The 25,700-nt window shown below is 56.3% G+C and carries 26 protein-coding genes and 1 pseudogene; 11 read left to right on the top strand and 16 right to left on the bottom strand.

Annotation, left to right across the window (positions count from 1 at the left end):
- Window positions 1–143 precede the first annotated feature (143 nt).
- The 13 genes and pseudogenes from IGW04_RS10835 to IGW04_RS10895 form a co-directional block, all read right to left on the bottom strand.
- Window positions 144–620 carry a hypothetical protein gene (locus tag IGW04_RS10835; RefSeq protein WP_194713088.1) on the bottom strand — a complete coding sequence of 159 codons (477 nt, stop codon included), beginning with the start codon at window positions 618–620 and terminating at the stop codon, window positions 144–146.
- Window positions 621–791: 171 nt separating this feature from the next.
- A complete protein-coding gene (locus IGW04_RS10840) occupies window positions 792–1,937 on the bottom strand; it encodes a hypothetical protein (protein ID WP_194713089.1) in 1,146 nt (381 codons plus the stop codon).
- Between the two features lie 90 nt (window positions 1,938–2,027).
- Window positions 2,028–2,336: a helix-turn-helix domain-containing protein gene (locus IGW04_RS10845; protein WP_194713090.1), complete on the bottom strand. Its 309-nt coding sequence runs from the start codon at window positions 2,334–2,336 to the stop codon at window positions 2,028–2,030.
- Window positions 2,337–2,365: 29 nt separating this feature from the next.
- Complete coding sequence (locus IGW04_RS10850; RefSeq protein WP_194713091.1) at window positions 2,366–2,758, bottom strand: hypothetical protein; 393 nt, start codon at window positions 2,756–2,758, stop codon at window positions 2,366–2,368.
- Window positions 2,755–2,946 (bottom strand): hypothetical protein, encoded by a 192-nt coding sequence (locus tag IGW04_RS10855; protein WP_194713092.1) that lies wholly within the window; start codon window positions 2,944–2,946, stop codon window positions 2,755–2,757. Before IGW04_RS10855 ends, IGW04_RS10850 begins: the two co-directional genes overlap by 4 nt.
- Window position 2,947: 1 nt before the next feature.
- Window positions 2,948–3,859, bottom strand: a pseudogene (locus IGW04_RS10860) (recombination-associated protein RdgC).
- Between the two features lie 153 nt (window positions 3,860–4,012).
- Window positions 4,013–4,561 (bottom strand): hypothetical protein, encoded by a 549-nt coding sequence (locus tag IGW04_RS10865; protein WP_194713093.1) that lies wholly within the window; start codon window positions 4,559–4,561, stop codon window positions 4,013–4,015.
- 589 nt (window positions 4,562–5,150) lie between these two features.
- Entirely contained in the window at window positions 5,151–5,429 is a 279-nt protein-coding gene (locus tag IGW04_RS10870) for a hypothetical protein (protein ID WP_194713094.1), read from the bottom strand.
- A gap of 50 nt (window positions 5,430–5,479) precedes the next feature.
- Window positions 5,480–5,698 carry a hypothetical protein gene (locus IGW04_RS10875; protein ID WP_194713095.1) on the bottom strand — a complete coding sequence of 73 codons (219 nt, stop codon included), beginning with the start codon at window positions 5,696–5,698 and terminating at the stop codon, window positions 5,480–5,482.
- Window positions 5,682–5,918, bottom strand: coding sequence for a hypothetical protein (locus IGW04_RS10880; protein ID WP_194713096.1), 237 nt, complete (start codon window positions 5,916–5,918; stop codon window positions 5,682–5,684). The genes IGW04_RS10875 and IGW04_RS10880 overlap by 17 nt, the downstream gene beginning before the upstream one ends.
- On the bottom strand, window positions 5,915–6,259 hold the full coding sequence (locus IGW04_RS10885; RefSeq protein ID WP_194713097.1) for a hypothetical protein: 345 nt from the start codon (window positions 6,257–6,259) through the stop codon (window positions 5,915–5,917). The genes IGW04_RS10880 and IGW04_RS10885 overlap by 4 nt, the downstream gene beginning before the upstream one ends.
- Window positions 6,246–8,027: a UvrD-helicase domain-containing protein gene (locus IGW04_RS10890; protein ID WP_194713098.1), complete on the bottom strand. Its 1,782-nt coding sequence runs from the start codon at window positions 8,025–8,027 to the stop codon at window positions 6,246–6,248. Before IGW04_RS10890 ends, IGW04_RS10885 begins: the two co-directional genes overlap by 14 nt.
- 2,472 nt (window positions 8,028–10,499) lie before the next feature.
- Entirely contained in the window at window positions 10,500–11,027 is a 528-nt protein-coding gene (locus IGW04_RS10895; RefSeq protein WP_194713099.1) for a hypothetical protein, read from the bottom strand.
- Between the two features lie 310 nt (window positions 11,028–11,337).
- Between IGW04_RS10895 and IGW04_RS10900 the strand changes: the two genes are divergently transcribed.
- The 8 genes from IGW04_RS10900 to IGW04_RS10935 all read left to right on the top strand — a co-directional run bounded on the left by IGW04_RS10900 (window position 11,338) and on the right by IGW04_RS10935 (window position 18,315).
- Window positions 11,338–12,369, top strand: coding sequence for a ParM/StbA family protein (locus IGW04_RS10900; RefSeq protein WP_194713100.1), 1,032 nt, complete (start codon window positions 11,338–11,340; stop codon window positions 12,367–12,369).
- 46 nt (window positions 12,370–12,415) lie between these two features.
- On the top strand, window positions 12,416–12,763 hold the full coding sequence (locus IGW04_RS10905; RefSeq protein WP_194713101.1) for a hypothetical protein: 348 nt from the start codon (window positions 12,416–12,418) through the stop codon (window positions 12,761–12,763).
- Between the two features lie 10 nt (window positions 12,764–12,773).
- On the top strand, window positions 12,774–13,385 hold the full coding sequence (locus IGW04_RS10910) for a hypothetical protein (RefSeq protein WP_194713102.1): 612 nt from the start codon (window positions 12,774–12,776) through the stop codon (window positions 13,383–13,385).
- 173 nt (window positions 13,386–13,558) lie between these two features.
- Complete coding sequence (locus IGW04_RS10915) at window positions 13,559–14,182, top strand: phospholipase D family nuclease (protein ID WP_194713103.1); 624 nt, start codon at window positions 13,559–13,561, stop codon at window positions 14,180–14,182.
- A 144-nt stretch (window positions 14,183–14,326) separates the two neighbouring features.
- Window positions 14,327–14,479, top strand: a complete 153-nt coding sequence (locus IGW04_RS10920) for a hypothetical protein (RefSeq protein WP_194713104.1) — start codon at window positions 14,327–14,329, stop codon at window positions 14,477–14,479.
- 6 nt (window positions 14,480–14,485) lie between these two features.
- A complete protein-coding gene (locus IGW04_RS10925) occupies window positions 14,486–15,454 on the top strand; it encodes a DNA methyltransferase family protein (RefSeq protein ID WP_194713105.1) in 969 nt (322 codons plus the stop codon).
- Window positions 15,455–15,616: 162 nt separating this feature from the next.
- A complete protein-coding gene (locus IGW04_RS10930) occupies window positions 15,617–16,609 on the top strand; it encodes a lambda-exonuclease family protein (RefSeq protein ID WP_194713106.1) in 993 nt (330 codons plus the stop codon).
- Window positions 16,610–16,731: 122 nt separating this feature from the next.
- Window positions 16,732–18,315, top strand: a complete 1,584-nt coding sequence (locus IGW04_RS10935) for an ATP-binding protein (protein WP_194713107.1) — start codon at window positions 16,732–16,734, stop codon at window positions 18,313–18,315.
- 101 nt (window positions 18,316–18,416) lie between these two features.
- On the opposite strand, the gene IGW04_RS10940 is transcribed toward IGW04_RS10935, so the two are convergent.
- Window positions 18,417–18,638: a hypothetical protein gene (locus IGW04_RS10940; protein ID WP_228527002.1), complete on the bottom strand. Its 222-nt coding sequence runs from the start codon at window positions 18,636–18,638 to the stop codon at window positions 18,417–18,419.
- A 224-nt stretch (window positions 18,639–18,862) separates the two neighbouring features.
- Here IGW04_RS10940 and IGW04_RS10945 point away from each other — a divergent pair, with 224 nt between their 5' ends.
- The 3 genes from IGW04_RS10945 (at window position 18,863) to IGW04_RS25700 (ending at window position 22,765) form a co-directional block, all read left to right on the top strand.
- The gene (locus IGW04_RS10945) at window positions 18,863–19,513 is read left to right on the top strand and encodes a response regulator (protein ID WP_194713109.1); all 651 of its coding nucleotides are present in this window, start codon (window positions 18,863–18,865) and stop codon (window positions 19,511–19,513) included.
- A gap of 76 nt (window positions 19,514–19,589) precedes the next feature.
- Window positions 19,590–21,455 (top strand): ATP-binding protein, encoded by a 1,866-nt coding sequence (locus tag IGW04_RS10950; RefSeq protein WP_194713110.1) that lies wholly within the window; start codon window positions 19,590–19,592, stop codon window positions 21,453–21,455.
- Between the two features lie 218 nt (window positions 21,456–21,673).
- The gene (locus IGW04_RS25700; protein ID WP_228527003.1) at window positions 21,674–22,765 is read left to right on the top strand and encodes a hypothetical protein; all 1,092 of its coding nucleotides are present in this window, start codon (window positions 21,674–21,676) and stop codon (window positions 22,763–22,765) included.
- Window positions 22,766–22,997: 232 nt separating this feature from the next.
- Here the strand turns inward: IGW04_RS25700 and IGW04_RS10960 are convergent, their stop codons facing one another.
- Window positions 22,998–23,219, bottom strand: coding sequence for a hypothetical protein (locus IGW04_RS10960; RefSeq protein ID WP_194713111.1), 222 nt, complete (start codon window positions 23,217–23,219; stop codon window positions 22,998–23,000).
- A gap of 480 nt (window positions 23,220–23,699) precedes the next feature.
- The gene (gene ltrA / locus IGW04_RS10965) at window positions 23,700–25,352 is read right to left on the bottom strand and encodes a group II intron reverse transcriptase/maturase (RefSeq protein WP_194713112.1); all 1,653 of its coding nucleotides are present in this window, start codon (window positions 25,350–25,352) and stop codon (window positions 23,700–23,702) included.
- Window positions 25,353–25,700 lie beyond the last annotated feature (348 nt).

Here is a 25,700-nt window from a genome sequence, read left to right on the forward strand (position 1 = left end):
AACGACTTGCTGCGTTCTTCTAGCCAGCACGATAGCGAACTCTAACTTCGGTGGGTGTAAGCAATTGTATGAACTGACCGGAACATGTAACCAATATCGAAAAAGAAAAAAGCCCGGTCCAAGAATGGAACCGGGCTGTATGGTTAATGGCTTGTGGCAGGGACAGTCGCCGCATGGGTTGAGACAGCCGCCTTGATCTGCGCCGCTCGCTCCGCATCCTGATGCTTGGCAAAGAACTCGACAATCGCATCATTGATCCAGGCGCGGCAGGCGTCAGGCGCCGGCATCGAACCTGTTGCGGTAACGGTCTGGGCGATCCAGAGGCCAAACGGCGCAGCCACTTCGTATTCCAGCACGCCGGGATACTCCAGATCGTCGCCGCATGCACTGGCAACTGCGTTGATGGCGTCCACCAGGTAGGGCACGAAGCCCATGACCTCCCAGACCAGTTCGACGCAGCCGCCGTTCCATGCGGTCAGGACGGCGTCGTAGTCCTTGTCATGCATGCCTTCCATGATGAAGGCAGAGTACATCGCAATCATGTGCGGATCGCGTTGTGGCGTGGGCGTGCCGGGGATGAGGCGTTGGGATACGGCGAGGCTCGATGGGATTGTTTTCATTTCGTTCTCCTGAAAGGTTGGTTCTCGAAAGCCGAGAGAGGCGGAAAGTCCGCTGGACACTTGCGGAGAGAAATGACCAGCATGCTTGTCTACGCCGCAAAAGAAAAAGGCCCATTTCCGAAGAATTGAGCCTTGGCATACTGGAGAACCCCGAGAGGTTCAGAAGTACGATTACTTGGTTGTGAAGGTCCAGGTCTTGCCGACCGGGTTTTGCTTGACCGAGCCGACAAAGGTAACTTTATAGGTGGTGCCAGCGTCGAGCGGGCTCGTTGGCAGCAGAACGATGTTGCCGGAACCATTGATGTGCGCATCCGAGGTCAGTTTTGCACCCATCGACAGCACACCAGGTGCAGTCAGGATACGAGCATCGACCGCAGCACCGTCGCTTACCCGCGTCATCGTGTAGCTGATGACGCCTACTTCGGTCGGTGCCAGTGTTTCGGCGCCTTGCGAGTACAGGTTGACCAGTACCGGACGGCCCACGCCGGTGCCTACGCCAATATCGGCCGCAGGCGTTGGCAGTTCCAACTGGTTGAAGAACGTGGTTTCCACGCCCGTCTGGCCAGATGAAGGCGTTACCGACACCGAACCTGCTTTTGGCAGTTGCGGTTTCATGTCATTGGCTGCGTCATGGCCAAGAACGATAACGCAGGTCTTGCCCGGTGTGACCGAAATGCCGACTTCGCGATACCAGTTCACCAGGGAGATCAGGTGATAAACCGAGTTGAACAGGTTCTTCGCGCAATCGCCCGCTGGGGTATTGACGGTCACGTTTTCAGTGACTGTACCCGTGTACTGGGCAAAGATGGCACGATCTGCAGGAGCCTGGCCGGTAAAGCCGAACAGCGCCGGGTCCTGGTAGTGCGGTCCAAGAATGCCGTTGAACGTGGAATTGATATAGGTCCCATTCTTGTACAGCTCGTTCTTCACAAAAAAGAAGTCATGGTTCATTGCTGCAAAATCGAGCTTCAGGCTTTGCTGCAGCAGACCCACGCCCATTGCACCGCGCATATCATTCAGCGCCTTGAAAATTGCCGCTTCTTCGAGGGTCGGAGCATACTGCGCATCCGGCACCGACGTTACCGGATCGACCACCGTGGTCGAGGCAAGGATCGTCGTCTGTGGAATGTTGTTGCCACTGCCCGTGCCGGCATTGGTGGTGATATTGCCGCCGGGTGTCGCGCTCGTCGACGAGGTGCCGCTGTCACTGCCACCGCCACCGCCACCGCAACCTGCCAGTGCCAGACCTGCGATCAATGCGACGAGAATTGCTTGCTTCTTCATGGTGAAATTTCCTGCCTTGGTGGTGTTAAACATGATGTGCTTTCTTGATGAGTTAAAAAGGATTCCAGACCTTGCGATTACATCTGGCTTCTGGAGATGAATGACAGTAATTTGTAAGGCGGCTCAGTGTTCGGCCTGGGGTCCTACCTGGCGTGCGGCCGCAATATCTTCGACAAAGAGCGCCAGCGCCTCAAAAGGCAGGCCGTATCCCTTGCAGACCTGCACGATCGTGCTGAACTTCGGGTCGCGGATCTTGCCCGCTTCGAGCTTGCTCAGCACCGGCAGTGAGAGGTCGCTGCGGCGTTTGATGTCGCTGATGGTCAGCGGTCGGCCTGATGCGCCGCATTGGGACAGGCGGGTCTTTTTCAGGAACTCGCCCAGCGAAGGCGGCGCAATGGTGGCGTTGCAATGAGTGTCGGCTTGGGTTTGCATGGTGTTGTGTTAACCGTTCAGAAAAGAGATCAGGCGCGGCTCGCGCCCTGGATGTGTGCAATGGCGCGATTGGCATGGCCAGCGCACAGAATCATGTCCCTGAGATATTCCTCGGGGGTGGCATAACTGGCTTCATGCGCCATTCCGCCGATACCGTACTGGCGCCCAATCTCGTAGCCATGCACGGGGCTATGGGGGGGAAATTCCTCCACTGGGAATGGCTCAAAGAAGTGGAACCGGTACTCGCCGGGATAGCCGTCGGTTGGTTCCCCACAGTAAGCATTGAAGGTGACGAACCACGGCCGCAGCGAGGTGAGCACGGCGGGATGCTTTTCGATGAGCATGTGGACCGTATAGGTTTCGTCAGCGGCGGGCCAGCGAAGCGATTCCACCGAATCGTTTTGAGGACTGGAAAAGCTCATGCTGCGTACTCCGACGTGGCGCGGCGCAGTTCCCGCGCATCATTGGCTTCCTCGATCAGGCGGCGGTTGTGGCGCTGCTGCTTCTTGATCTGCTCGAACTGCTGCCGGGTCATGGGCGGCGTGGTCATCAGTGCCTTGTTGGAGGCCGGGTGATCCATTTCACGATGCTGGCTTAGCTGGTTTTTCATCTCAGGCCGCCAGTTCATCCTGGACCTCGCCGCCCAGGGCGTCGATCAGTCCGTTAATCAGGCTGTTGAGTTCCCCGGTCATCAGGGCCCAGTCCGAGTCGAACACTTCGTCCGAACCTTTCGGGGTCGGATCGGCATGGTTCTTCAGCACCTCCAGCGGCCGGATCCGCTTGATGGTGGTATTGCCAGACAGGACAAAGGAAATCTTGCCGTTCCAGGTCATGGCCAGATTCAGGCACTGCTTGCCGGCGACGATGTGATTGCGCACATCCTGCGCATCCAGCGAGTGGCGGGTGTATTTGACGGTAGCCTTGCCTTCGCTCATCGACTGCAGTTCGGCCTCGTTGTCGACTGTGAAGGCGCCGGGCGCTTCGTCTTCGGACAACCATTCGGTCATGGCGCTGGTGGTGGAGCGGCAAAGACGCAGGCTGGAGACCGGAAGCTGCTCGACGGCCTTGACCAGGTACTTGAAGACGAGTTCTGCCTTGGCTGGCGTGGAGGCATCGATGCCGATCCAGCCGTTGACCGGATCAATCTAGACCTGGATGGCGGACCGCACCGGGAAGGCCTTCGGCAGCAGGTCGTCGATGACCTCTTCCTTGATTTCCTTGAGCTGCTTCTTGCCGGGCTTGAAGCCTTGCTGGTTTTCCAGTTCGGTCGCTTTTTCCTTGACCTTCTGCTTGATGGTCTGCCCCGGCAGATTCTTTTTCTCGATGGCCAGTGAAATGAGGAACTGGCGATTGAAGGCATAAACCAGTTGCCCGTCATCGCGTGGGCTGATCCAGCCAATCGACTCAGACTGCAGGCCGCTGCACGGCTGGAACGCCTGCGTGGCCAGCAGGCCGGCCAGCTTTGCCGCTGACATGTCCCAATGTGGCCGTAGCCGCAGTAACTGAAGGTTCTTGAACCACATGCTCGCTCCCTTGCTTTGAAGATACATAACAGACGCCCATAATACGCAACGTATTTATATGAAGCAAGAAATAATGTATCTTTTGTGAAATAATTTTGCGGGGAGCCGGCCTAGAGCAAAGGCCGGTTGTTCTTGGCGACGAAGTACGGGGAATTAGCGGGAGAAAAGCCAAGCGCCGTCTGGCTGCTTGACGACTTCGTGGTCGGCCTTGACGGTTTCGCCGCTGTCGTCAGCGAGATAGACGACTTCGAATGCCAGGGCATTTAACGCCTGCATCTTCCAGCCGTGGATGCGCGCGACGCTCAGACATGCCGCCTTGTTGTGGTACGGCGTGTAGGACATCGGCAGCAAGCCGGCAAAGTCGCGGCCAGGCGCTGTGTAGACCCGTGTACCAGCTGCTGAATTGCATGCACGCTTCTCCAGTACCGTCTTAATCGTAGGCGAAGCTTCCCGGAGCGACGCGGCGATACGCTTGTCGCCCTGCTGACCCTGGAGCGCCTGCAGGAGGCTTGCCTGTTGTTCGACACTCATCTGCGGGGCGATCGATACGGGGCGTGTCTGCAATGCGCCAGCCGGAGCGCCAGAAACGGCAGCCAGAGTATTGTTCAGACCGGTCAGTCCCTGGTTGACGTCCTGGAGCGTGGTGGCGCAACCGGCAAGGCCGAGAGCGGCGATCAGGGGAACAAGAATACGGGATAGCATGGAAGTCCTTTAGGTGAGAGGGATAGCAGTGGAAGATCCTGGGTTCTGCAGGGATTACTGGGCGCAAGGGCGTGGCTCGCTGACGAACTGCCAGCGGACCTGTTGAGCCTGAAGTGACGTTAGCGGAACGGTGGTATCGCCAACGCCAATGATTCCTTCGTCATACACCGTGCGCATATGCACACTATCGTCCCGGACCGCCTGGATGATGAAAACGCGTAGTCCTAAATGAGGATGCTTTTCTGCCCAAGTCTGGCCAGGACGTACCTGATGCTGTGTGCTTGTACTCATTAATGCTCCGACAAATTGAATTCAATGGGCACAAGGCAACGCCAATGCACCGTATACAACGCAACGTTATTGCGGCATAACAAGGGAGAATAATACCCATTGGATTTCTTATGAGCAAGAGAAATGTTTCCTCTCAGCCTCTTTTGTGGTCGACCTTCCCTTCGCATAAATGAAAAAGGCCCCGGAGTTCGGGGCCGTGATTCGATGTGGAGCGCATTACAAAATTGGATTGTGCAATCCAACTGCTTGCTTACTTGCACATCTGCTTTTGATTGGAATGCACAATCCAAATTGGGCGTTAGTTACGTAAGCGGCTGGAGTTCAGGTTGCCATAGACGCTGTTTATATTTGCGTTCTTAAGGGCGACGCACTTTGGTTCCTCTTCCTGCCGGGCGGTACCAAGCCGCTTGCAGAATTCGCTGGTCTCGGTCTTGAACTTCGCGTCCGCCTGCAGCTGCTTCTCGAACTTGATTTCCTGCTGCACGAATTCTTCGTTGGACATGGCAGCCAGAGCGGAGGCGCTGGCCAGCGACAGGGTGGCGCAGATCAGCGCGGCGAACGTGTGGGACATCTTCATGGGGTTTCTTTCGTCGTTTAAAAACTGTGCCGCAGCACAGGGGTTAGTATTCAAGCTTGTTTGGCTCGCCTGTATGCGACCATCACGCCGGCAGCGCCTGCCACCGACACCAGTGAACTGCCCCAGACCAGCGGCATGCGCCATTGCTCCAGGCTGGCCGGCGCAAAGGGGATGAGGGTCAGGACCGTTATGCCGGCATTGAGGCCATGCAGACTCCATTTCGTCAGCGCGGTCTTTTGCGCCAGCATTGTTCTAAGCGTCGTAATCACTTCTTTTTTCCTTGTTCGGTTCTTCTTTGCCTGGAGCGTGAGGCCGGCGCGGCAAGGTGATGTGCTGTCCGAAAAACCAGACGAACACCAGTGGCCAGCCGATGAAGGTAGCCAGCGCCAGCAGTGCCGCATAAAGCCACTGGGGGTGCCTGGCCAGCCAGATCACGCCGGCGGTGGCTACACCCATGACGACAATGTTCAGCGTTCGTAAAGGACTCATTGCACGCCGTCCCGCTGCGCCTTGGCTTTCACAGGGCGCGCGAGGGCTTCCTTCGGTTCATGGGGATGCGTCACTTTGAGCCCGCGTTCGACCAGCGTGCGGATCTCGGCCATGACGCGGCGCCCGACCAGCCGGGATGCGCCGATCCGCGCCAGTTCCTCGGTGCGCTGGCCTTCCACATCGATAGCCCAGATGCGAAGCTGCGCCCGCGCGGCCGGCACCGATCCCCGTATGAGCGTGAAGACGTGGTACAGGTCCGGGTCGACCGAGATCGATGTACGCTTCTTTCGGCCATCGACCGTCTTGGGATAGACGATCCGGACAAAATCATCCTTGGCCATTCTGCCTCTTCTTGAAATGTGCCTGGAAAGCGCCCATGACGGCCGCGTTCTTTTCCCAGTAGTGAAGGCAAAGCCGGGTTTCGAGGATCATCTTGACGGCGCTGGCGACGATATCTTCTACCGGGACGCCCAGCTCTTTGGCGATTAACTGCTCGTCCAACCGGGAGGTGCGAACGATAAATTTCTCGATGGCGGTTTCCCGGATGAAGTGCGGGTCAGGAGCAACCGGCGCCTGAATACCTGCTTTTGCCGCATGAATGACTTCCTCTGCTTCCTTCAATGCGACTGGCGGCGCACCGGCCGGCACCGGCGTTCCAACCTGCAACGGATGCCCGGCAAGGTGCGTTTTCCACAAATCCAGGAAGCTGCGCATATTCTGGTTGATTTCCAGAGCGGTGATGGCGCGAGTCATGCCGACATAGAGCATGTTGACTTCCTGCTCCATTTCATCGCCGCTCATGTCGCGGAACTTGCCATGCTCGTCCAGCAATTCTTCGAAGTCATTCTCCATCACGACCTGATCGAATTCCAGCCCTTTTGCCCGGTGGACCGTCATCACCAGCACATCGGCCTCGTCGCGGTTTGCGCAGTTTTGTGCCCGCACATTGGCGACCAGGCCCGGCAGGTTGTGCCCGTAATCTTTCACCGCGCTCATGAGCGACATGATTTCCTTGTCGTCCACTGCGTGAGCGTAGGCTTCCAGCTCGTCCAGATCCTCAAAGGCGCGGAAGAACGGATCGGTGATCGCGCCAGGCGTCTTGTTCCAGATCTGGAAAACATCGAGCAGCTTGCCCAGCGGGTAAGTATCGATCCCCCCGACGAAATGCACCTTCTTGGTGTTGAGCAGGGCAACCGCGTTGGCAAACACCTTCGCGTTCGTGCGGCAGATAATGGCGTACTGCCGGGTACGATCCGCCCGCGCATGGGTCAGTTCTGCCACGCCGCGGCCGATGATGCTGCGCTCCTCTTTCTTGAAGCACTTGAGCAGGTGGTTCGACACAGTGGCCACGCCGCGGCCGAAGCGGAAGCTGTGCGTCAGGGAATGACGCTCAGGCTCCCCTTCGATCATTTCAAAGGCATGCATCGCATGCCGAAAACCGTAGATCGACTGGTGACGATCGCCTACCAGCACCTTCTTGCATTTCTGATTGACATAGATAGCCGCCGTACAGGGATTGGCATCCTGAAATTCGTCAAACAGGATCGCCTGATATTTCGCTGACAGGTCCGGGTTGGAGAGCTGGAACAGTTTCAGGTAACCGTCATGCGGCATGCGCAACTGGGTGTTGTCGACATTCTTGACCTCCTCCCACAATGCAGTGGCCTTCTCCAGCACAAGGGCGCGACTCGCAACAGGCACCTCGGGCGGCACATGGTCGACGAGGATGGTGCGATCAGCCGAGGCGATGAAGCGGTCAATGGTGCTTACCAGGTACGTCGCGGCCAGGACCGGAATGCTGTAGAACCGCATGACGTCATTGGGACGCAGCATGCCGGTCTTATGGGCATACAGGCGGCCGGTATAGGGGAACGCAAGGGAATGGGTGGTCTTGCACTGGACGTTCGGCGGAAACTTGGCCTGCGCTTCCATCTGGATCGCCTTGTTGAAAGCGACATACAGCATTCGTTCGTAGGGCCGCGCCAGCGCGTACTGGACCAGGGTGAAAGTCTTGCTGGCGCCGGCGGAGGCTTCGACAACCAGATACGGGGCGTTGCTCTTGACGATGCCGCGCTGTTCGGTCGTCAGGGTGATGGTGCTTTCTTCCATGCTTTTTTTTCCTCGCCCCTTATATGAGGCCTTACTTGTTCAGTCCCCCCGCACTGGCATTCGGCCGGGGATCACGGCAGCTGTGCACACGATGAACTTCCTTCAGTGCGGCACAACCATTTGTGTCTACTATACCATCTGTATTTCCTATCATCAACAATTATTAGGGCTACGTGTTATGGAGCGCTGCGCGCCTGCACAACAGTTTATGCCTTGGGCCAGCCTATAAATGCGGTGCATAGAGATACACTTCCTTACAGGGCTTGATCGTCACACGAGGACGGATGCACAACGATTTATGCTTAGGCGGTAGCGCGTATACCTGTTCTGCCGACACAAGTATTTATGCCGTTGACGGGTGCCATATAGCTTCGCCGGCACAAGCATTTATGCCGGGTGGCGAGTGTAAACCTCAGCTCGGGGAATTGGTGTCTCCGAGGCGGGTACAGGGGAAGAAAGGCAAAGGATGCCCGTACCGGCTCATCCTCATTGTCCGGTTGAGTGAGAGAAGCTGGATAGCCCGGTCAACAGGCTGGTGAAAGGCAAGGCGCAGGCGGAGTCAGTACATCCCGCACGGGAACGGTTATTCATGTTCACAAGCCTCGGCCATGAGAAAGGACAAGAGCAAGGGCGAGTCCCAACCATCATGTTCAAACGGCTCGGCCAAGGGTCAAGGTGCGAAGAAGCGCCAGTTTCAGCCCTCATGTTCAAACGGCTTGGTCAAGAGGCAAGGAAAGAGCAACCGCCCATCCCGGCCATTGTGTTCACACAGCCCATCCCTGCCTTCATGTTCAAACGGCTCGCCCAGGAGGCAAAGAAAGAGCAAGCACCCATCCCGGCCCTTGTGTTCACACAGCCCATCCCTGCCACGACCTCCCGCAAACCACGCCGGTCGCATCATGGGTCCGCCCTTCAACCTACTGATGGTGGAACATGGAAGCACTTTGCAAATGGCGCCGCCGTTTACGCACTTGAACAACGATCACTCCAAACCGATGCCCTCCCCCTCCCGCTGTTGAAAAGACGCCAGTCGCGGACAGGACCGAGCCAAAGGCATACCGAACAAAGAAAGGGGGGCAAGCGGGGCCATGCTTGCGCCGGATGAAAAAGACAGCAGTCCGCGTTGATCGGTAGGCGGGGCGGGCCAGGCCAGGACCTTATGACACAGGTGTGCCTGTCAGCGCAGGTGAAACGCAGTTGAACCTGGTGAGCGATCGAGGAAGTGCCGGGGTACCCTGGACCGGGTACGGGGCCAAAGCCTTTTGACACTGGTCAGCCGGGTAGCGCAGGTGAAACGCAGTTGAACCTGGTGAACGATGGAGGAAGGGGCGCCGTTGCTCGGGGCTGGCTTGGTATCAGGTGCGGGGAGGCTTCGCGGCGAGGATTCCGGGGCAACTAGCCGGAGCAGGCAGGGTCTGGGCCGGATGGTCGAGGCAGTCGAAGCGGTCAATGCAACCGGGCCGGTCGTTCGTGCCGTCAGAGGAAAAAGAAGAGAGAGAGAAAAGAGAGGGCCCCCGCGGATACCCGGATCGGGTCGAACTCGGGGCCAACCGGGGCAGTCAAGATCCGCCATGTGCAAAAGAAGCCTAATCCTGTCTGCGCCGCATGGACAAGTGCCGACCCGACTGACCGAACAAAAGGAAAGCTGGTGCCGCACGACGGACAAGAGCCACGCTGGTCTTCGCTTCTATCCACTCAATCGCCTGTCCTCGCTTCAGGAACAAGCAAAGCCGACCCGGAGCCGCGCGCCGCTGCAGCGCCAGCCCAGAGCAAGGGCTTTTGACACGGGTCAGGGTGTTGAGCGGATGGTGAAACGAAGTTGAACCGGGAGCGAGGAGGAAGACGGGCGGTGGCCGGTAGCCCACGACAGGGGCCGGAACGGGGTGGCCAAGGCAGGCTCGGACGGATGGTCGACCTGGTCGGCAGTCTTCACGGCCGGGAAGTTCGCTTGCGTGCGCAAGTAGGCAAGACAACCAAGATGACCAAGATGAAAAAGGAAGCAAGCCGCGCAAAGCCCTGCAGCCTGCCTGCGCCAACCCTGGACAAGTAGCGGTCCCCGGAAAAGCCGACCAGCACTTGCGCCGCATGGACAAGTTGCCCCACTGCGCATCCAGCACAAGCAAGTTCCCGGGAGGATGAGTCGCCCATCGACACTTCCCTCTCCCCTCTCTTGATCCCCTCGGACGGCACTCACCGGCAATGCAACGGCCACTTCACCGGGCAAAGAAAGAAAGGGGGACGCCGGTCGATCGGCAGAAGGAGGCAGGCACGACTCAGCAGGAGCCAGAAAAGTCTCGGACCTTTTGACACGGGTCAGATTGACCAGGCCGGCCAGGAGGCAAGCCAGTCAGTCTCGGAAGTCAGCCGGTCATGGCCATTTTGATACGGGTCAGGAGGACTGCCAGGTCTAGGAGCCAGACCCGGCCGGGAAGTTGTGAAAGGGGAAAGAGGAAGGAAAGGACTTAGTGGAAGTCAGTCGTCGTCTTCAGGCTCCATTTCGAGCAAGACGGGAGAGGAAAGCTCCGGCTCAGAGTCGGGACTATCTGTTCGGTTCTCCAAGGCTTCGAGCAGGCCGTCGAGATCCGCGTTCATTAATTCAAGTGACTCTTGATTCGACGTACTTAGCGCTTCAGCCTTCTTGAAGTTTTGAATCGTTTCCAGCGCCCGGGCACGCAGCACAAAAAGTCGCTTCGTCATTCGCATGAGATCTTTGACAACGGGAGAGTCTGCCCGCCACTCGTGAGATGTTTTCACAACAAGAACGAGTGATTCCAAACCTACGCGCTCTGCTCGCCATAGACCAGGGCGGACATATAGCCATTTCGCTACGGTGGGGACCATCTTCCCACGGCTTTTCCACCAATGAATTCGTAACTTGCCGCTCTTCCGAGGCTGCAATTTGCTCAGCGCTGAATCGATTTTTGAGAGCTGAATATCGACTTGAATCACCAGTTCAGCCAGGGTGCTGGCCACGTCACGGCTTTGGGAGACGAGGGCCATGATTTCATCAAGGTTAGGGGGGGTGTGCAACGCCATAGTTTAAGTAAGGGTTAGGGGGTGTGTGCAACGATCAGAAATCCAACGAGTTTGGTTATAAGTTTTCTCAGGATTGTCAGTCCACGTATTGTAATATAAAATTAAGTATGTATCTTGTAGACAAACAACATGTATTTGTACCAAATAGCAATTAGCAAGTCGTATGTCCACAAGGTCAAAGCCCATCCGATGTGCAGATCAACCGCATGAACCGGCACTTGATCTTGCCGAATTAGTGAGTCCTTCTCGTATAACTTATCCATAGGAATTTCTAATGTACGAACAAACCCTCATCGGCCTTGATATCGGCCGAAGCGCCGTAAAGGTTGTTGCGTCAGCCCACCACAACCAGTACCAGGTGACTTATCCTGCGCTGGTTTGCCAGGGCATTGAACTGACCGACGAGAACTCCATCCGCGCGGCTGAACCTGAAACGGTGATCGTCGAAGGTCGCAAGTACTTCACCGGCGACACCGCACGTCTGCAAGGCGGCGTGACTGCATCCATTGGTCTCTCGAATGACTGGACCGAAACACTGGAATACCAGGCGTTGGTGTTGTCTGCCCTGAAGCGGCTGAAGCGTATAGGTGTGCCGGGACTGGAAACTGCTTACGTGGTGGTCGGGACCCCCGCCGCCCTATATAGCAAGCAGCGTGATCGACTGGAGGAAATTACCCGAAAGGCGATGCCGAACGCTGACGTGAAAGCGTTATCCCAGCCGATGGGTGCGTTTCTGTCCTTCCTCCTGAGCGCCAATGGCCTTCCCGTTTCTGAAAATTTTGCTGACGAGATTGGTCGTAAGAAGTCGTGGGCGGTGATCGAAGTGGGGCATTTCACGACCGACTTCCTTTTGATGAAGGAAGGGGTACATATCGACCGCAAGTCCGACTCTTGCGAAGGTGTGTTTATGGCGGCAGAACAGCTCGCTCGCATCCTGGCGGCAAAAAGCATTGATGCTTCACCTGTAGCGTGTGAAGAAGCATTGCGTACCAAGAAAATCCGCCATTTCGGCGTCAAGGATGTCGCTTCGGAAGTCGCAGAAGCCGCAAACTTTATCGTGGCGAAGATCATGGCAAAAACAAACGCACTACTTGCCGCGGAAGCTGCCACTGTGGACGGAATACTTTTGGCCGGCGGGGGAGCACCGATTATCTATGACAGTCTGGTAGCGCAATGGCCCCATATTGTCCTGCTGCCCGAACCGCGGATGGCTGTTGCCGAAGGTTTTTGCCGGTTCGGAAAAGGCCAGCTTCTCAAACGCGCTGCATCCATAACAGCCAAACAAAAGGTGGTAGTCAATGGCTAGGATCATTCGTCAATACGACCCGAGCGAACCGCAGAGGCGCATAACAATGGAAATCAAGGAAGAGAATTGCCCTGGTTTTCTTGAATTTCTCTCTCAGCTTCCTTACGGCCACGAATCTTCGTTACTCCGTGCAGTTACCTATCAGTGGTTCCTTGAGCATCAAGGCAATTTGGACCAGGCCATTGCGAACGCACTTTGCGGCCTTGGCGGACGCCCTGACAACAGGCTCCCCAAAGGAGTACAGCGGGAAGTATTGAATTTGCGTCAGACAGTTGCAAAGAAAAAGCATCAGGCAGTCAAAGCGCGGCCCGTATCGCCGGCGCCACGGGTGAAGCGTTCAACCACCCAGACGTCGCCCGGCAAAAAGAGCGCGGCACGCACAGGCAAATTTTAAGGAGTGATCCATGGCGCGGTACATCAAACAGTTCGACCCCGAAGAAACGCACCGGCGAATTGCTGTGGACATTCAAGAAGCGCACTGCCCTGGCTTGCTGGAGTTTCTGTCGACTTTGCCGTTTGGCTACGAAGGACCAGGCCTGCGTGCCATCGTTTATCAATGGTTCCTGGCGCGCGAGGCAGAGGGTACGCTACACGACGCGTTCGAATCTGTTGTAAGCGGCCCGGGCGGACTTTCAGGCACTCGTCAGCTTAAAAAGAAAGCTCAAACAACACGTCGGCCATCGACAAGACCGTTAGCCCAGCCAGCCAAACCCAAGCGCGCGCTGCGCGCTACTCAAGAAGAAACGACACCCGCCGTTTCGTCAACGAGGGATGCCGCTGGCGAACCAGAGCCTTCGCAGTCCGTGGACGTGCCCAGCGTTGGCCAGTCGCTACCGCCCCCTCGGGAACCTGCCGTCCTACAGCAACCAACTGATATAGCCATTTCACCTCCCTCAAGCGTCCATGCGGAATCTCCTTCCGTAACGCCTATTGGGGAAGAAGGCCCAGTAGATCCCGACAAGATCACCCCATTACAGTATCAAATGCTGATGGGGCTGGACACGATGTTTGAATAAGTATGAATACCATTGTGCGGCTCGGGTGCTCCTCGAGCCGTACGTTTGATGCCAGTTTCATGCATGCTCCCTAGCCGTTAAATCTGAATAAATTACAACTTCGCTATACCTGATCCCCGCCCCTTCTTGCACGGTGGCCTTTTCATTCAAACGACATCCACTCTCTAAATCCAGTGAAAACTATTCAGTTCAGCCTGTTGGCAGCGCTGGTTGCTGCCTCCATTTCTCATGCAAATGACTTCTCATTAAAACGTGCGGATGAAGTCCTCCGCTCCTTCGCAGGCAGTCGACCGGTTGCAGCGCCTGCTGGCCAGCAGATCGAAGTGGGTTTCTCGCCTAACCAAGGCGCTGAAGAAGTGGTCCTCAAGGTGATCAATTCGTCAACGAAGTCGCTTCGCGTCGCTGCCTATTCCTTCACATCGGCGCCCGTCGTCTCCGCCCTGCTTGCCGCTCACAAGCGCGGCGTAGAAGTCGCCGCCATTGTCGACTACCGGAATAATTTCGTCGAAGGCTGCGGCGATCGCGGCGCCTGCAAGGGTAAGCATGCCGTTGCTACGTTGGCAAACGCCGGTATCCCGGTGCGGGTGATCGACAAGTACGCGATTTTTCACCACAAATTTGTCCTTTCGGACGGCAAGCACATGGAGCTTGGCAGCTTCAATTACTCGGCAAGTGCAGCGACCCGGAATGCCGAGAATGCCATGGCGATCTGGAACAATCCCGAGGTCGTTGCTACCTACGCGGCAAAATGGAATGCCTACTGGTCCGAAGCCAGGCAGCCGCCTCTCGACTACTGATCTAACAGTCTCACCCTCCCCGGTTCCATCAGCGGACCGGGATATCTCCCCAAGTATCCCCCCTCTCTTATCTTCTGGCGTATCTCATACCTCCCCTGTCAGGCCACCGCAAGCGGCCTTATTTCAACCTGTCAGGAGAAGCAAATGGAAGTGCGTCAACTGGAACTCGAAGCATTGTGGGCCGCGCAGCCGGTCAAAAAGTTCAATCCCGATGAGTACAACGGATACGTCAACTCAACGACCTACTGGACCTGTATGTATCTGCAGCAGGAATCGTCGATCTATCATCAAATATAAAATTTCGTGGGAGCGAACCGTCAGGTATGCCCGACGCGCCTGTCCGCAAAATTCAAGGTCAAGCGCGTCCGGGAAGATAGCGATCAGAGCGAGGGGGTTCGGGGAAATGTGATCTGGATTCCGAGCTGGTCTGAGGGGGAAGTAAGCTGGGAAGAAGTCGCAGCGTCGTATGCGGATTGCCTGGTGGAGTCACATCAGCCCGTTCCAGAGGATGTATCGGCGCCAGCCCGTCAGGTCGCCGATCTTTCCCTGATCGAGTTGTTCGCGGAGGCCACCACCGATGGCAACATCGTCCGGTTTCCTCGCAAGCTGGATGCGGCTGACTACCGGCGTGTCGATGCGGCGCTGACGGCGCTGGGCGGCACCTGGAACCGAAAAGTCACGGGCCACGTCTTTGGAAAAGATCCCACGGATCTGATCGAAGGGGTCATCAAGACAGGCACCTACGGCCGCCCGGAACGAACTGAGAACTTCGGGTTTTTCCCAACGCCGTCGGCGCTGGCCAAGGCGCTGGTCGAAGAAGCACAACTGGAGCCGGGCATGACGGTGCTGGAGCCGAGTGCCGGGATAGGTAACATCGCAATCGAAGCCTCGGCAATCGTCGGTGCACATAACGTTCTCGTCGTGGAACTGCAGGCATGCAATATCGATGTCCTCAAGGGTCTGGGGTTTTCTCCGGTCCAGACAGACTTCCTGTTCTTTCAATCGGAGGATGGGTTCGATCGGGTCCTAATGAATCCGCCATTTTCGCGTCAGGCCGATATCGATCATGTGCTGCACGCATGGTCGATGGTCAGGGAAGGCGGTCGGCTGGTTGCCATCATGGCAGCAAGTGTCACCTTCCGCAACAACGCCAAGTCCGTCGCGTTCCGCAATCTGGTCGAACGTCATGGCCGGATGTGGGATAACCCGGATGGCTCCTTCAAGAGCGTCGGCACCCAAGTTCGAACCGTCACCGTCGTTCTCGACAAATAACCAACCCGCGCCTCATCCCTTCAAGGATGGGGCGCTTTTCTTTTTCCTTTTCTTCTCCCTTTCCCCGATTACCAATGGGCGTTCGACATTTCACAGGTACCAGGCTTTCGCGGAGCTTGGCCGCTTTCTGCGGATTCAACCTATAGGAGAACATCAATGACAATGCGCATCATCACCGGGCCGGAATCCATTCAGGGTTCCGCTGAATGGCTCGCGTGGCGGCAAAAAGGCCTCGGGGCTTCCGAGGCGCCGATCATCATGGGGAAGTCGCACTACATGACGCCGTACACCCTGTTCAAGCTTAAAACCGGGATCATGCCGGCGCCCAAGCCTAACCCTGCCCAGCTGCGCGGACATGCACTCGAGCCAAAAGCCCGGATCGCCTATCAGCAGCTGACCGGCAATGTGGTCGTCCCAACGACTGCGGAGTACGTCGAAGTTCCCATCCTCCGGGCGTCGCTTGACGGCATGAGCTTTCACGAAGACATGATCGTCGAAATCAAATGTCCTGGGGCGGAAGCGCACCAGTCAGCCTTGAACGGCGTGGTTCCGGCATGCTTTGCAGATCAGTGCCAGCAGCAGTTGCTGGTGACCGGTTTGCCGAAAATGCACTACTACTCGTTTGACGGAGAAAAAGGCGTGCTTCTCGATGTCGTTCGGAATGAGGCCCGTATCCTGGAAATCATCACGGCCGCCAACGCATTCTGGGATCACGTCATGTCCAGGACCTGGTCGACAGACGAATGGGCTGCCGCCGCAGCGGAATGGATCATGGCCTCACAAGCCGTGGAACATGCTGAAGAAATGGAAAAACAGGCGCGCGCCATACTGGTGAGCATGCTGCCGGGCGATCAAACCAAGCGTGAAGGCAGTGGCGTGTCCGTGACCAGGGTGACCCGCAAGGGCGCTGTGGATTACGATGCGCTGCTCAAAGCCAAGGGGGTCGGCATTGCTGATGCGGATCTGGAGTCGTACCGTAAAGGCAGTTCCGAGTCCATCAAGGTATCGGTGCTGAAAGAAGCAAAGGCATCGCCGGCACCGGTTGCCGCACTGGCATCGCTCAAGGCAGCAACACCGCCCATGTCCCCTTCTTCCGTCAAACCGGCTGTCACGGCCACGCAACCAGAAGACGAAGGGTTCATCTTAACTGTGTAGCACCGACGCCACCGCTCGAATTCGAGAGGTGGCGTTTTTCTTTCCATTTCCTTGTCATTCATCTCCTAGCACGAAGACACCGCAAGTGCCTTTGCCCTTTCTTTTTTACTCAGGAGATTTTAATGAATGCTGTTTCCCTGCAAGTCAATGTGCCAAACCTGGTTCGCAACATGCGTTTTTCGTTTTCCAACTCGGTCAACGTGCTGTCTGAAATGATGCAGAATGCCCGCCGCGCTGGCGCCACGATGGTCCAGTTCTCCTATTCGGAGGATGGGACGCTGGTGGTGGTCGACAATGGCAAAGGTATCGATGACTTCCAGAAGCTGCTTACCCTCTCCGAGTCGGGATGGGATGCAGAACTGGTGGCCAGAGAGCATGCCTTCGGGCAGGGCTTCTTCAGTGCGCTGCATAGTGGGAAGCATGTCACCGTCGAGTCGCGCGGCCGCAGGATCGCCTTCGAAACCGAAGCTGTTCTGCGCTTCGCCAGTATTGCCGAAGAACCGTCCGACTTCATTGGCGGCACCCGCATCACGCTGCAAGGCATGACGCTGCCGAAAAAGAACGTGGTCGATGCGCTGACCCGCTTTGCCAAGGGTTTTCCCATCGAGGTCACGCTCGACGGTGTGCAGGTCGCGCGCAAGCACGCCCTGTCTGCACTGGCAACGCTGGAGACAGCCGTTGGCCATATCCATCTGCGCGGCTATCACGACAGCAAACCGCAACTCACCAGCGGGATCGAGGTCTATCTGCAGGGACTGCCCATCTACAATTCGGGCTTTTCCTGGGAGGACCGGAACATCGTCCACCTGGATGCGACGCAGTTTGACGCACGCATGCCAGACAGGTCGCAGCTGATCGACGAAAAGGAGGCAGTACAGTGCATCCAGAACGTCGTGCGCATCGAACAGGAGAAAATCCTGGAGGCACACAAGGCGGAAATGGGTTGCGAAGCCTTCGCGGAGAAATACTGGCATGTACTGCCGCAACTCGGCCTGTCCGAGATGCTGCTGGATATTCCGTATTTGCCAATGTCGGCGCTGGAGTATGCTCCTGAGCCGGTGCTCAACAGGGATTGTCTATTCCGGTCGCCTGTTGTGGCCGGCATTACCCGGGAGTCTGTGGAGTCGGGAGAGAACGTCCTCTGTCTGGGATCGCCAAGCGAAGAAACGATACCGGTACACATGCTGGCGTATAAAAAGCGCTGGATGGTGGTGTCGAGTCTCCCTGCTGGCCACTGGGCGGATCAACACCAGGTGGATCTGGAGGAAAACGCCGAAAAGGTCGTCGTTACCCTCAACGGTGATGAAGGCACGATGCAGATGTTTCAGGGCATGTATATCGATGCCAGGGTGCGTTTCTGCGACAGTGTGACCTTAACGCTTGATCAGCACGCCGTGACGTTCGATGACGAAGCGGTTTTCTGCGCATTTGGCGAAGTCGCTGTACCAGCCAAAGCCAGCGGCTGGAACGCGGTCATGCAGGCCAGTTCCTATGTGGGCGACAACGACCAGTTCGAGGAAGACGATCGGGACACGGACGATCAACACTTCCAGGCACTTGTCACGCTGCACCGCACGAAGGACCTCGGCACCGCTGTCAAAATGCTGTTGTCACAAGGCGGGGTGCATCGGTTCGATGCGCTGCGAGGTCATTCTTTTAACGTCATCGTCGATGACACTGGCAATCTGACGGTCACGTCAGTCTAGCCAGCCCTGAAGTAGCAAGCCCACCATGTTTTCATGGTGGGCTTTTTTTCGTCTGATATGGCACGCGCGCCATCGGCCCCGGCTTGAAGCACTGCTCAGCCTTAGATTGCTGCTGCAGTGGTATCGACCAGGCGCTCGTAATTCGGGATGACTTTGCGCACATCGTCCAGCGAGGTCGCGTTCTGCATTTCCAGGAAAAGGCTGGCCAGCACGATCTCGGCGCGACCTTCCGGATATGACAACAGTGCCTGCTTCAGCTTGCGTGCCGATGGCGTTGCCTGCCCACCAATTTTCGAGACATCAGCGTAGCCCAGCATGTCCAAACCCATTTCCACTGCAGTATTTGCAACAACCATGATGTTTCCCCAAAAAATGTGTGTGTTTCGTGTGCGGTTACCGTTGTTTCTTCCGCGGTAACGAATAACGACATTTTGCCCACGGGAAACATATGCCACAATATGTCTTTCGGCATATGCCGAAAGTAACTAACTGGAAATAGATTCGCTCCATACCACCTTTAGTTACAGTCTGTCGAATCGGGTACGCCATGACGATCCTTATTATTGATGATCACCCCATGCTGGCGGCTGGACTGAAGTCCATGCTTGAGCATCACATCCCCGACTATGATTATTTGACCTGCACGAACCTTACTGCTGCCAGGGCCATCCTGTTCGCCAAGGATGGTCCGGCGGTCGCCCTGGTCATTTGTGATCTAGGCTTGGGCGCGGAAAACGGCGCGGAACTGCTCACCTGCATGCAGGCATTTTCAGGGCCCAGAATTCCGGTCCTGATGATCTCCGGATTGGTGGAGCAGGCAGCCGTCAATTCCTGCAGGGGGCTGGGTGCAAAAGGCTATGTCTCAAAGACTGACAACACCGACGTGCTGATCGAGGCGATCCACACCGTTCTCGCTGGCGGCGAAGTCTTTCCTTCCTGGGACAACAATTGCACATCCCACTTTCTGGATCGTGCATTGAAGCTGACAGATCGTCAGCGTGCGGTGATGGATCTGGCGATCGCCGCGCTGTCCAACAAGGAAATCGCCCGTGAGCTCAACATCACGGACGGCACGGTCAAGAATTATCTGCGACAGATTTACGGCTTTTTGAATGTAAAGAACCGCACCGACTTCGGAGCACAGGCTACCAAATGCGGCTATATCCCACGCACGTTTCCAACCACTCACCGCGTCTGACCTGTCTTTTCTTCGCCAGTTTCCAGCAGTTCTGTTTCCTGTCTGCGGAAACTGGCGGATCTGAATGATCCCTCCCATGTCTACTTCCATCCTGAACTCACCAGGTGTGCGCCGTCTTGACTTCAATCTGCTGGTCGGTTTGCCGCAAATGCTCCTGTCGTGCGGCACGGCCACGGTTGGTACTCTGTTCATTTTCTGGGTAACCCAAGCCTACGCCAAACCGTCTGCTACGAATTGTCTCTCCGTGGTTTCCTGGCTATGGGTTGCCGCCAGCTTTACGCTAATCGTTGTTCGCAACTTGATATATGCAAAGCTCAAAAACACCCTCACGGGCACCGATTCCGGCCTGAGCGGAGTGACGCTTTCCCCCGTCCAGAAGCCGCTAATAGAAGGCCAGCATGTTAATTTTGGCCAGGCAATTCCCCAACGTGCCGCGGCCGCGATTGCCTCGGGTCTGATCTGGGGCGCTGCAGGCCTGCTGTTCTTCAATGAGGTCAGCGATGAAGGACAACATTTCCTCCTGCTCGCGTTGGTTACGCTGACCTTCACCAGCATGCCGTCGCTGTATGCATCCCCGTGGGGGTTCCTGGCCCTCTGGGCGCCAGCATGGCTTCCGAACATACTCTTTCATTTTTCAGGCGACCATGCAAACGTGTATCTCGTTGCTGCATTGGTCACCCTGATGGCTGGCATGACGGTCTCCAAGGGCATTCGCATGGCACTGAGCCAGATGATGAAGCGACACAACATCTGGATCGACCAGGTGATGGCATCGAAGCACCAGGCGATCGAGACCGAAGCCATCGCCAAGGCGACGAAAGAGATGGCATATCAGCACAAGATGTTCCTGCTGGGTGCTGGCCACGACCTGGCGCAGCCGATTCACACGATGCTCAATTGTCTCGGCAGCTTTGAAAAGAGGATTGAAGACATGGAGCGCTTTGGCGGCCCGCTCAATTCGATGCGCACCGCCGCATCCGTACTGCAGCGGCTGTGCAAGGACATCATTCAGCTCGAACAGATTAATTCTGGGCTGCACAAGGCCGAATGCAAACCGCTTTCACTGCAGGTGATGTTTGAAAAAGTGATCGACCAGACCCTGCACCTTTCAAGATGTAAATATTTGACCGTGTGGAGCCGGGGGACGAATGCCGTTGTCAGGACGGACCCGTTCCTTCTGGAGCGAATCCTGCGTAACCTGGTGGAAAATGCAATCCGCTATACCCCGGCAGAAGGGAAAGTCATGTTGGTCGCGCGCAGCGCTGGAGACGCCATCAATATAGAAGTGTGGGACTCGGGCGCCGGCATCTCGCCGGCCACCCAGCAGCGGCTCTTCGAGGTTTTCGAGCGAGGTGACAATCCCGGTCCGCAAAAGGGATTCGGTCTTGGCCTGTCCATCGTCAAAGGCCTGGCCACATCGATCGGTGGCGCCATCACAGTAAAGTCCATTCCGGGCAAGGGAACGCGATTCAGGCTCTCGCTGCCAAAAGCGGAGATCGGCAGTGCAGAACTGGAAGCCGTCGAAACCTCCCCGCTCCTTCCATCAATCAACGGGATGTGGATTACCCTGATCGAGGATAACGACAACCTCAGGACTTCACTGGTGGACTACCTGCGCCTGGAAGGGGCAGTTGTCCTCGCCGCCAAAGACTCAGCCGGCATGGTCTCCCAACTCAAGGAATGCAACGAGCGCATCGACATCCTGATCACCGACTGGAACCTTCGCGGCGAGACAGGAGAAGACACATTCAGGAAACTGCTGAGCGAAGTGCCGGGCTTCTATCCGATGTGGATCGTCATCAGCGCAGCCATTCATCCAGAAAAGGCAGGAGAGATACAGGCACGCGGAGTGCCGGTCCTGAACAAGCCAGTCGAGCCTACTGTCCTGCGGGATGAAATCGCCAGGCGCCGCAACCTGTCGATGAACCCGGAGCACCCATAGACGAAATGAACCCCTCCTACCCCAAGCCGCGAACGTACAGCTCGCGGTTTTTTTTCGCCATGACAATGGCTCGCCTGCCCGCAGTCGGCATCCACACCAGTCATGTGTATCGGATTTGAATCGGCATATAAATACTCAGTATTCATTCTTATTTGCTCATGTTGCGCGGAGGCGATATACTTCAAGGAATCCGAATACAGGTTACTTTTTCACCCACCATGTCAGCCGTCATCCTAGAAGATCCTCCCATCGACGAGTCCACCAAGGCCTCGGCACTCGAGGAGATGATCGAAAAATACTTGCAGCATCCAACGGATGACAAGGCATTTATTGACAAACTGGCATTGGCACTGTTTAACGACCCTCGTGCACGAGGGATTTGCCGCAAGCGGGCTTTCGAAAATGGTGTCGATTTGAAGCGCGTGGAAGAAGTCATCCAGCGCATGATGATTGTTTTCTTTGCCAAGATGTTGCCGAAGATCCGCGCTTCCCGCGCTGTCTACTACGTGATCTGGGCGATTGCGGACAACGTCAGCCGGGAAGTGCTTCGGGACGAGAACACACTGACCTATCACCATGATTCGGTGGAAGCCATGCATGACCGCGGCGAAGAACTGACGCAAGTCGGGCTGGTGGAAACGGAAGAGTTTGACCTGGACTTATTCATTGACCAAAACAACGAGCGCGCACGATTTATGACTGATCTGAACAAAGTAGCTACAGGAGAAATGAGCATGGGTGATACCGGGGTATTCAATATCGATGCAGTCCCTTTCATGGCGTTCGTGCCTCCATCGACCGAGCCGGAACAGGAAGTTCCTGATCGCCGCTATCTGAAGGATACTTACAAAAGCACGACGCCGGGACGCCGCAAGGGCCAGACCCGCACTATCCTGTCCAAGGACCAGCAGGAGCTGGTTTCCATCGGCGAGGAAATGGGCGTGCGCAATCAGGATTACGCTGTCCTGTTGGGAATCGGCCTGCCCCGCCTGTCTTCGTACATCTATGGCCGCACTGCCAGCGTTTCCAAGGAAGTCATGGCAAAGGCCCGCCAGCTGCTTGAAGAGCACAAGACCACGAATGGTGTGCGCGCCAACAAGTTCGACAAGCCGATGAGCGAAATCCTTGCGGGCTGGGAACAGCGCCTGGGCACCACGGAAAATACCGGCATCGCCAACCTGATCGGTGTGACCACCATGACGATCCATCGCTGGAAGAAGAACGAGAACAAGCCGGACGCCACTGCCCTCACCCGCTATGACCATATCGTCTCCACGCTGGAAGCGCGGATGGCGCGTATCAATGCCTGACCCGGTCGGCACCTGAGACCCCAAGCCCGCTCACGAGCGGGCTTTTTTATGGAGGAAGGAAATGCCGGATCGCCAATCTTTGTTTCGTAAAGGCAACGATAATGCAGAAATGACGCGAAAGGAATTGGCTTTCGCAGGCGACCAATTTAGGATTGCGTCTCTGGACAAGCGGTGTCGATACCAGCAGCAAGGGTACTAGGCCGTCACACGCAATACAGCAAGTGCGTCCAGCCTAATTCTTCAGCCGCTGTGGTTGCGCGCTGAGTCGGGGATGCCCCTTGATCGCGCTCCAGACGATCTGCCAGGTATCCCGGTCGATAATCTCGTTGATCTCCTCCAGCTGCGCCTGTGCGGTCGCCTGCGCGCGCTGCAGGTCATCGAACGTGCCCAGCACATAGGAGTGATCCTGGCGGACCTGGCCATGCTTGTATTGAAGAAGGATATAGCGGCTCAACGTCTGACCTCCACATGCCGTGATCATCTTGCTTGCGATTATATTAATAGTTGGATGATGTTTCCACGAAGATACTCATCAGGTTTGATCTGATCGTATATCTTGCCTGCGCCTTCACGAAGTCGACAGGCTCTGCCTTGGGTCTTAACTCCACTCGGCCACAAAAAGAAAACTCCGAGACGCATAAGCGAACTCGGAGTGTGGATCAGATGTCGCAGAACGACCAAAGATTGGTTAGACGCCAAGGGCCTTCACGATAGGACGCGAAATTACCCAACCGGTGATGCAGCAAGCCGTAAATACGAGTGCCATGGAAGACTCCTAGAAAGCGTTATGAATGAGTGAAGGATGCAAAGGACTTTGCGTAGTAGCGGGTAGGAACAGCGCATTACTGCGCCATTCCCCCCTAAGAACCGTGCGTGCGAATCACTCCGCACACGGCTCAAGCCTTGATAAGCCTCCTTGCGGAAGCCGGTTGAACTACGAAGTAGTGTTGTGGTGTTGCCGATGGCAGTTGGGATGGAGCATTTCGAGGTTGGAGAGTTGATCTCCTCCCCCTTTGGCACGCGGGGTGATGTGATGGATGTCCCACCCCGTCTCCCGCGTTACTGCCTGGTAGCAGATCGGGCAGCGCCCTTTCTGCCGTTTCCAGATCGTTAGCAGCTTTTCCCGACCCTTCAGGGTTGTCATCATTCGGGTCTTTATCAGACCTTCGTAATAACTGGCCCAGTCAGGGTCGTAGGGATTGGCCTCCCACCTGACCTTCGTGTGGCGTTCGATCGAGAAACTCGTTAGACGGCGCAGGGAGATAACCCGTTTGCCGTTTTCGGTATGCACCGCGGTGGTAAAGGTCCACTTGTTGCCGTTGACCGTGCCGTAGTACCGGCGTGCTATCCATCTTCCACCCTTGTTAGGATGTCGACGCTTGCACCAGACCCAGACCATTCTCCAGATGATGCTATCCATCTTGGAGAACGTTTTGCTCGACGCAGCCTTCCTGTGATAGTTCGCCCACCCCGTAATGATCGGGTTAAGTTGAACTATCACGTTCTCCTGCTTTGCCGTGCGTTGCTTTAACACTTCCCTAACTTTTCCAAGCAGCGCCTGTTGGCTCTTTTTGGATGGTCTCGTCAGGTATTTGCCGTTGTACTTGCGTACGTTCTGACCCAGGAAATCAAACCCATCTTCAATGTGAACGATTTTCGTTTTTTCCTCCGAGAGCGCCATGCCGCGGATAGCCAGAAACTCGGCTACCTGCTGCCTGGCCTTCTCGGCGATTTCGGGCGTTGCCGCCGTGATCACGAAGTCGTCCGCATATCGGATGAGGTGAATCTTGGCTGCGTTTCTAGCCCGGGAGGTGCGGTACTCCTTTTGGAGTTCCGCTTCCAGACCGTCCAGAGCCAGATTGGCGAAGACTGGTGAAATAATTCCGCCTTGCGGCGTACCAGCCTCTGTGTCAAAGCGTTTGCCTTGCTCCATATATCCCGATTTCAGCCACTTCCGGAGGATCACCTTGTCCATGGGGACGTTGGCAATCAACCAGTCGTGACTGATGTTGTCGAAGCAGGCTTTGATATCTCCCTCCAGAACCCACTTGGCATTCGTTGTACGAGCCAACTCCAGATAGATCTGATGCATGGCGTCGTGAGCGCTTCGATGGCTCCTGAACCCGTATGAATTGGGGTCGCCCGTTACCTCCGCGACTGGGTCAAGGCCGAGCAGGTATAACGCCTGCATGGCCCTGTCCTTCATCGTGGGGATGCCGAGCGGCCGGAGTTTGCCATTGCTTTTTGGGATGTAGATCCGTCTGAGGGGTTGCGGGTGATACCCATGGCTCCTCAGCGACAACACTGCCGCGGTTTTCGATGCCGGAGTAGACCAAGTTTCCTTGTCCACCCCCGGCGTCTTCCTTCCACGATTTTCCGTAACCCGTCGCACGGCTAATGCCTTGCCGCTAAACGAGTGGGTCAGTATCCGTTGCAGGGCTTTCACCTTGTTCCATCGACCTTCCCGAGTTGCCTTCACGATGCGTGCCTGCAGCCTCCTTACGCTTCCATGTACCCCGCGCCAGTTGATCTGGTGCCAGGACAGGGATTCGCCAGAAGCCGCACACGCCTTGCTGCTGGCGTTCATTTGCATTGCTCCTGTTAAAAAGGTTCTTCAAGCTATGTCGTGATTCAAGACCACGGAGAAGTGGGCTGGCTTTCGCCATCAGGTCATGTCGGTTGCCAGTCTTCTGGCTTCCTTAACCCGTATCCGTCCCGTTACAGGACGGCATTCGCTTTTTCTCCGATCTCATACCCTCTCCGCCAACAGTCTTCCTTGCGGTTGACCTGCCCATTGCTGGGCGACGAGTAGGGCTTACCGTGTTCCATTTCAATAACAGAGCTAGTCGGATCTCATCTATACACCGGCGGTCGTAACATCCGCGTGGGGGGAGTAAAGTACCCGTCCACCAGACCACATTGCCATTTTGGCCAC

The sequence above is a fragment of the Noviherbaspirillum soli genome, assembly GCF_015352955.1.
Lineage (GTDB): Bacteria > Pseudomonadota > Gammaproteobacteria > Burkholderiales > Burkholderiaceae_D > Noviherbaspirillum_A > Noviherbaspirillum_A soli.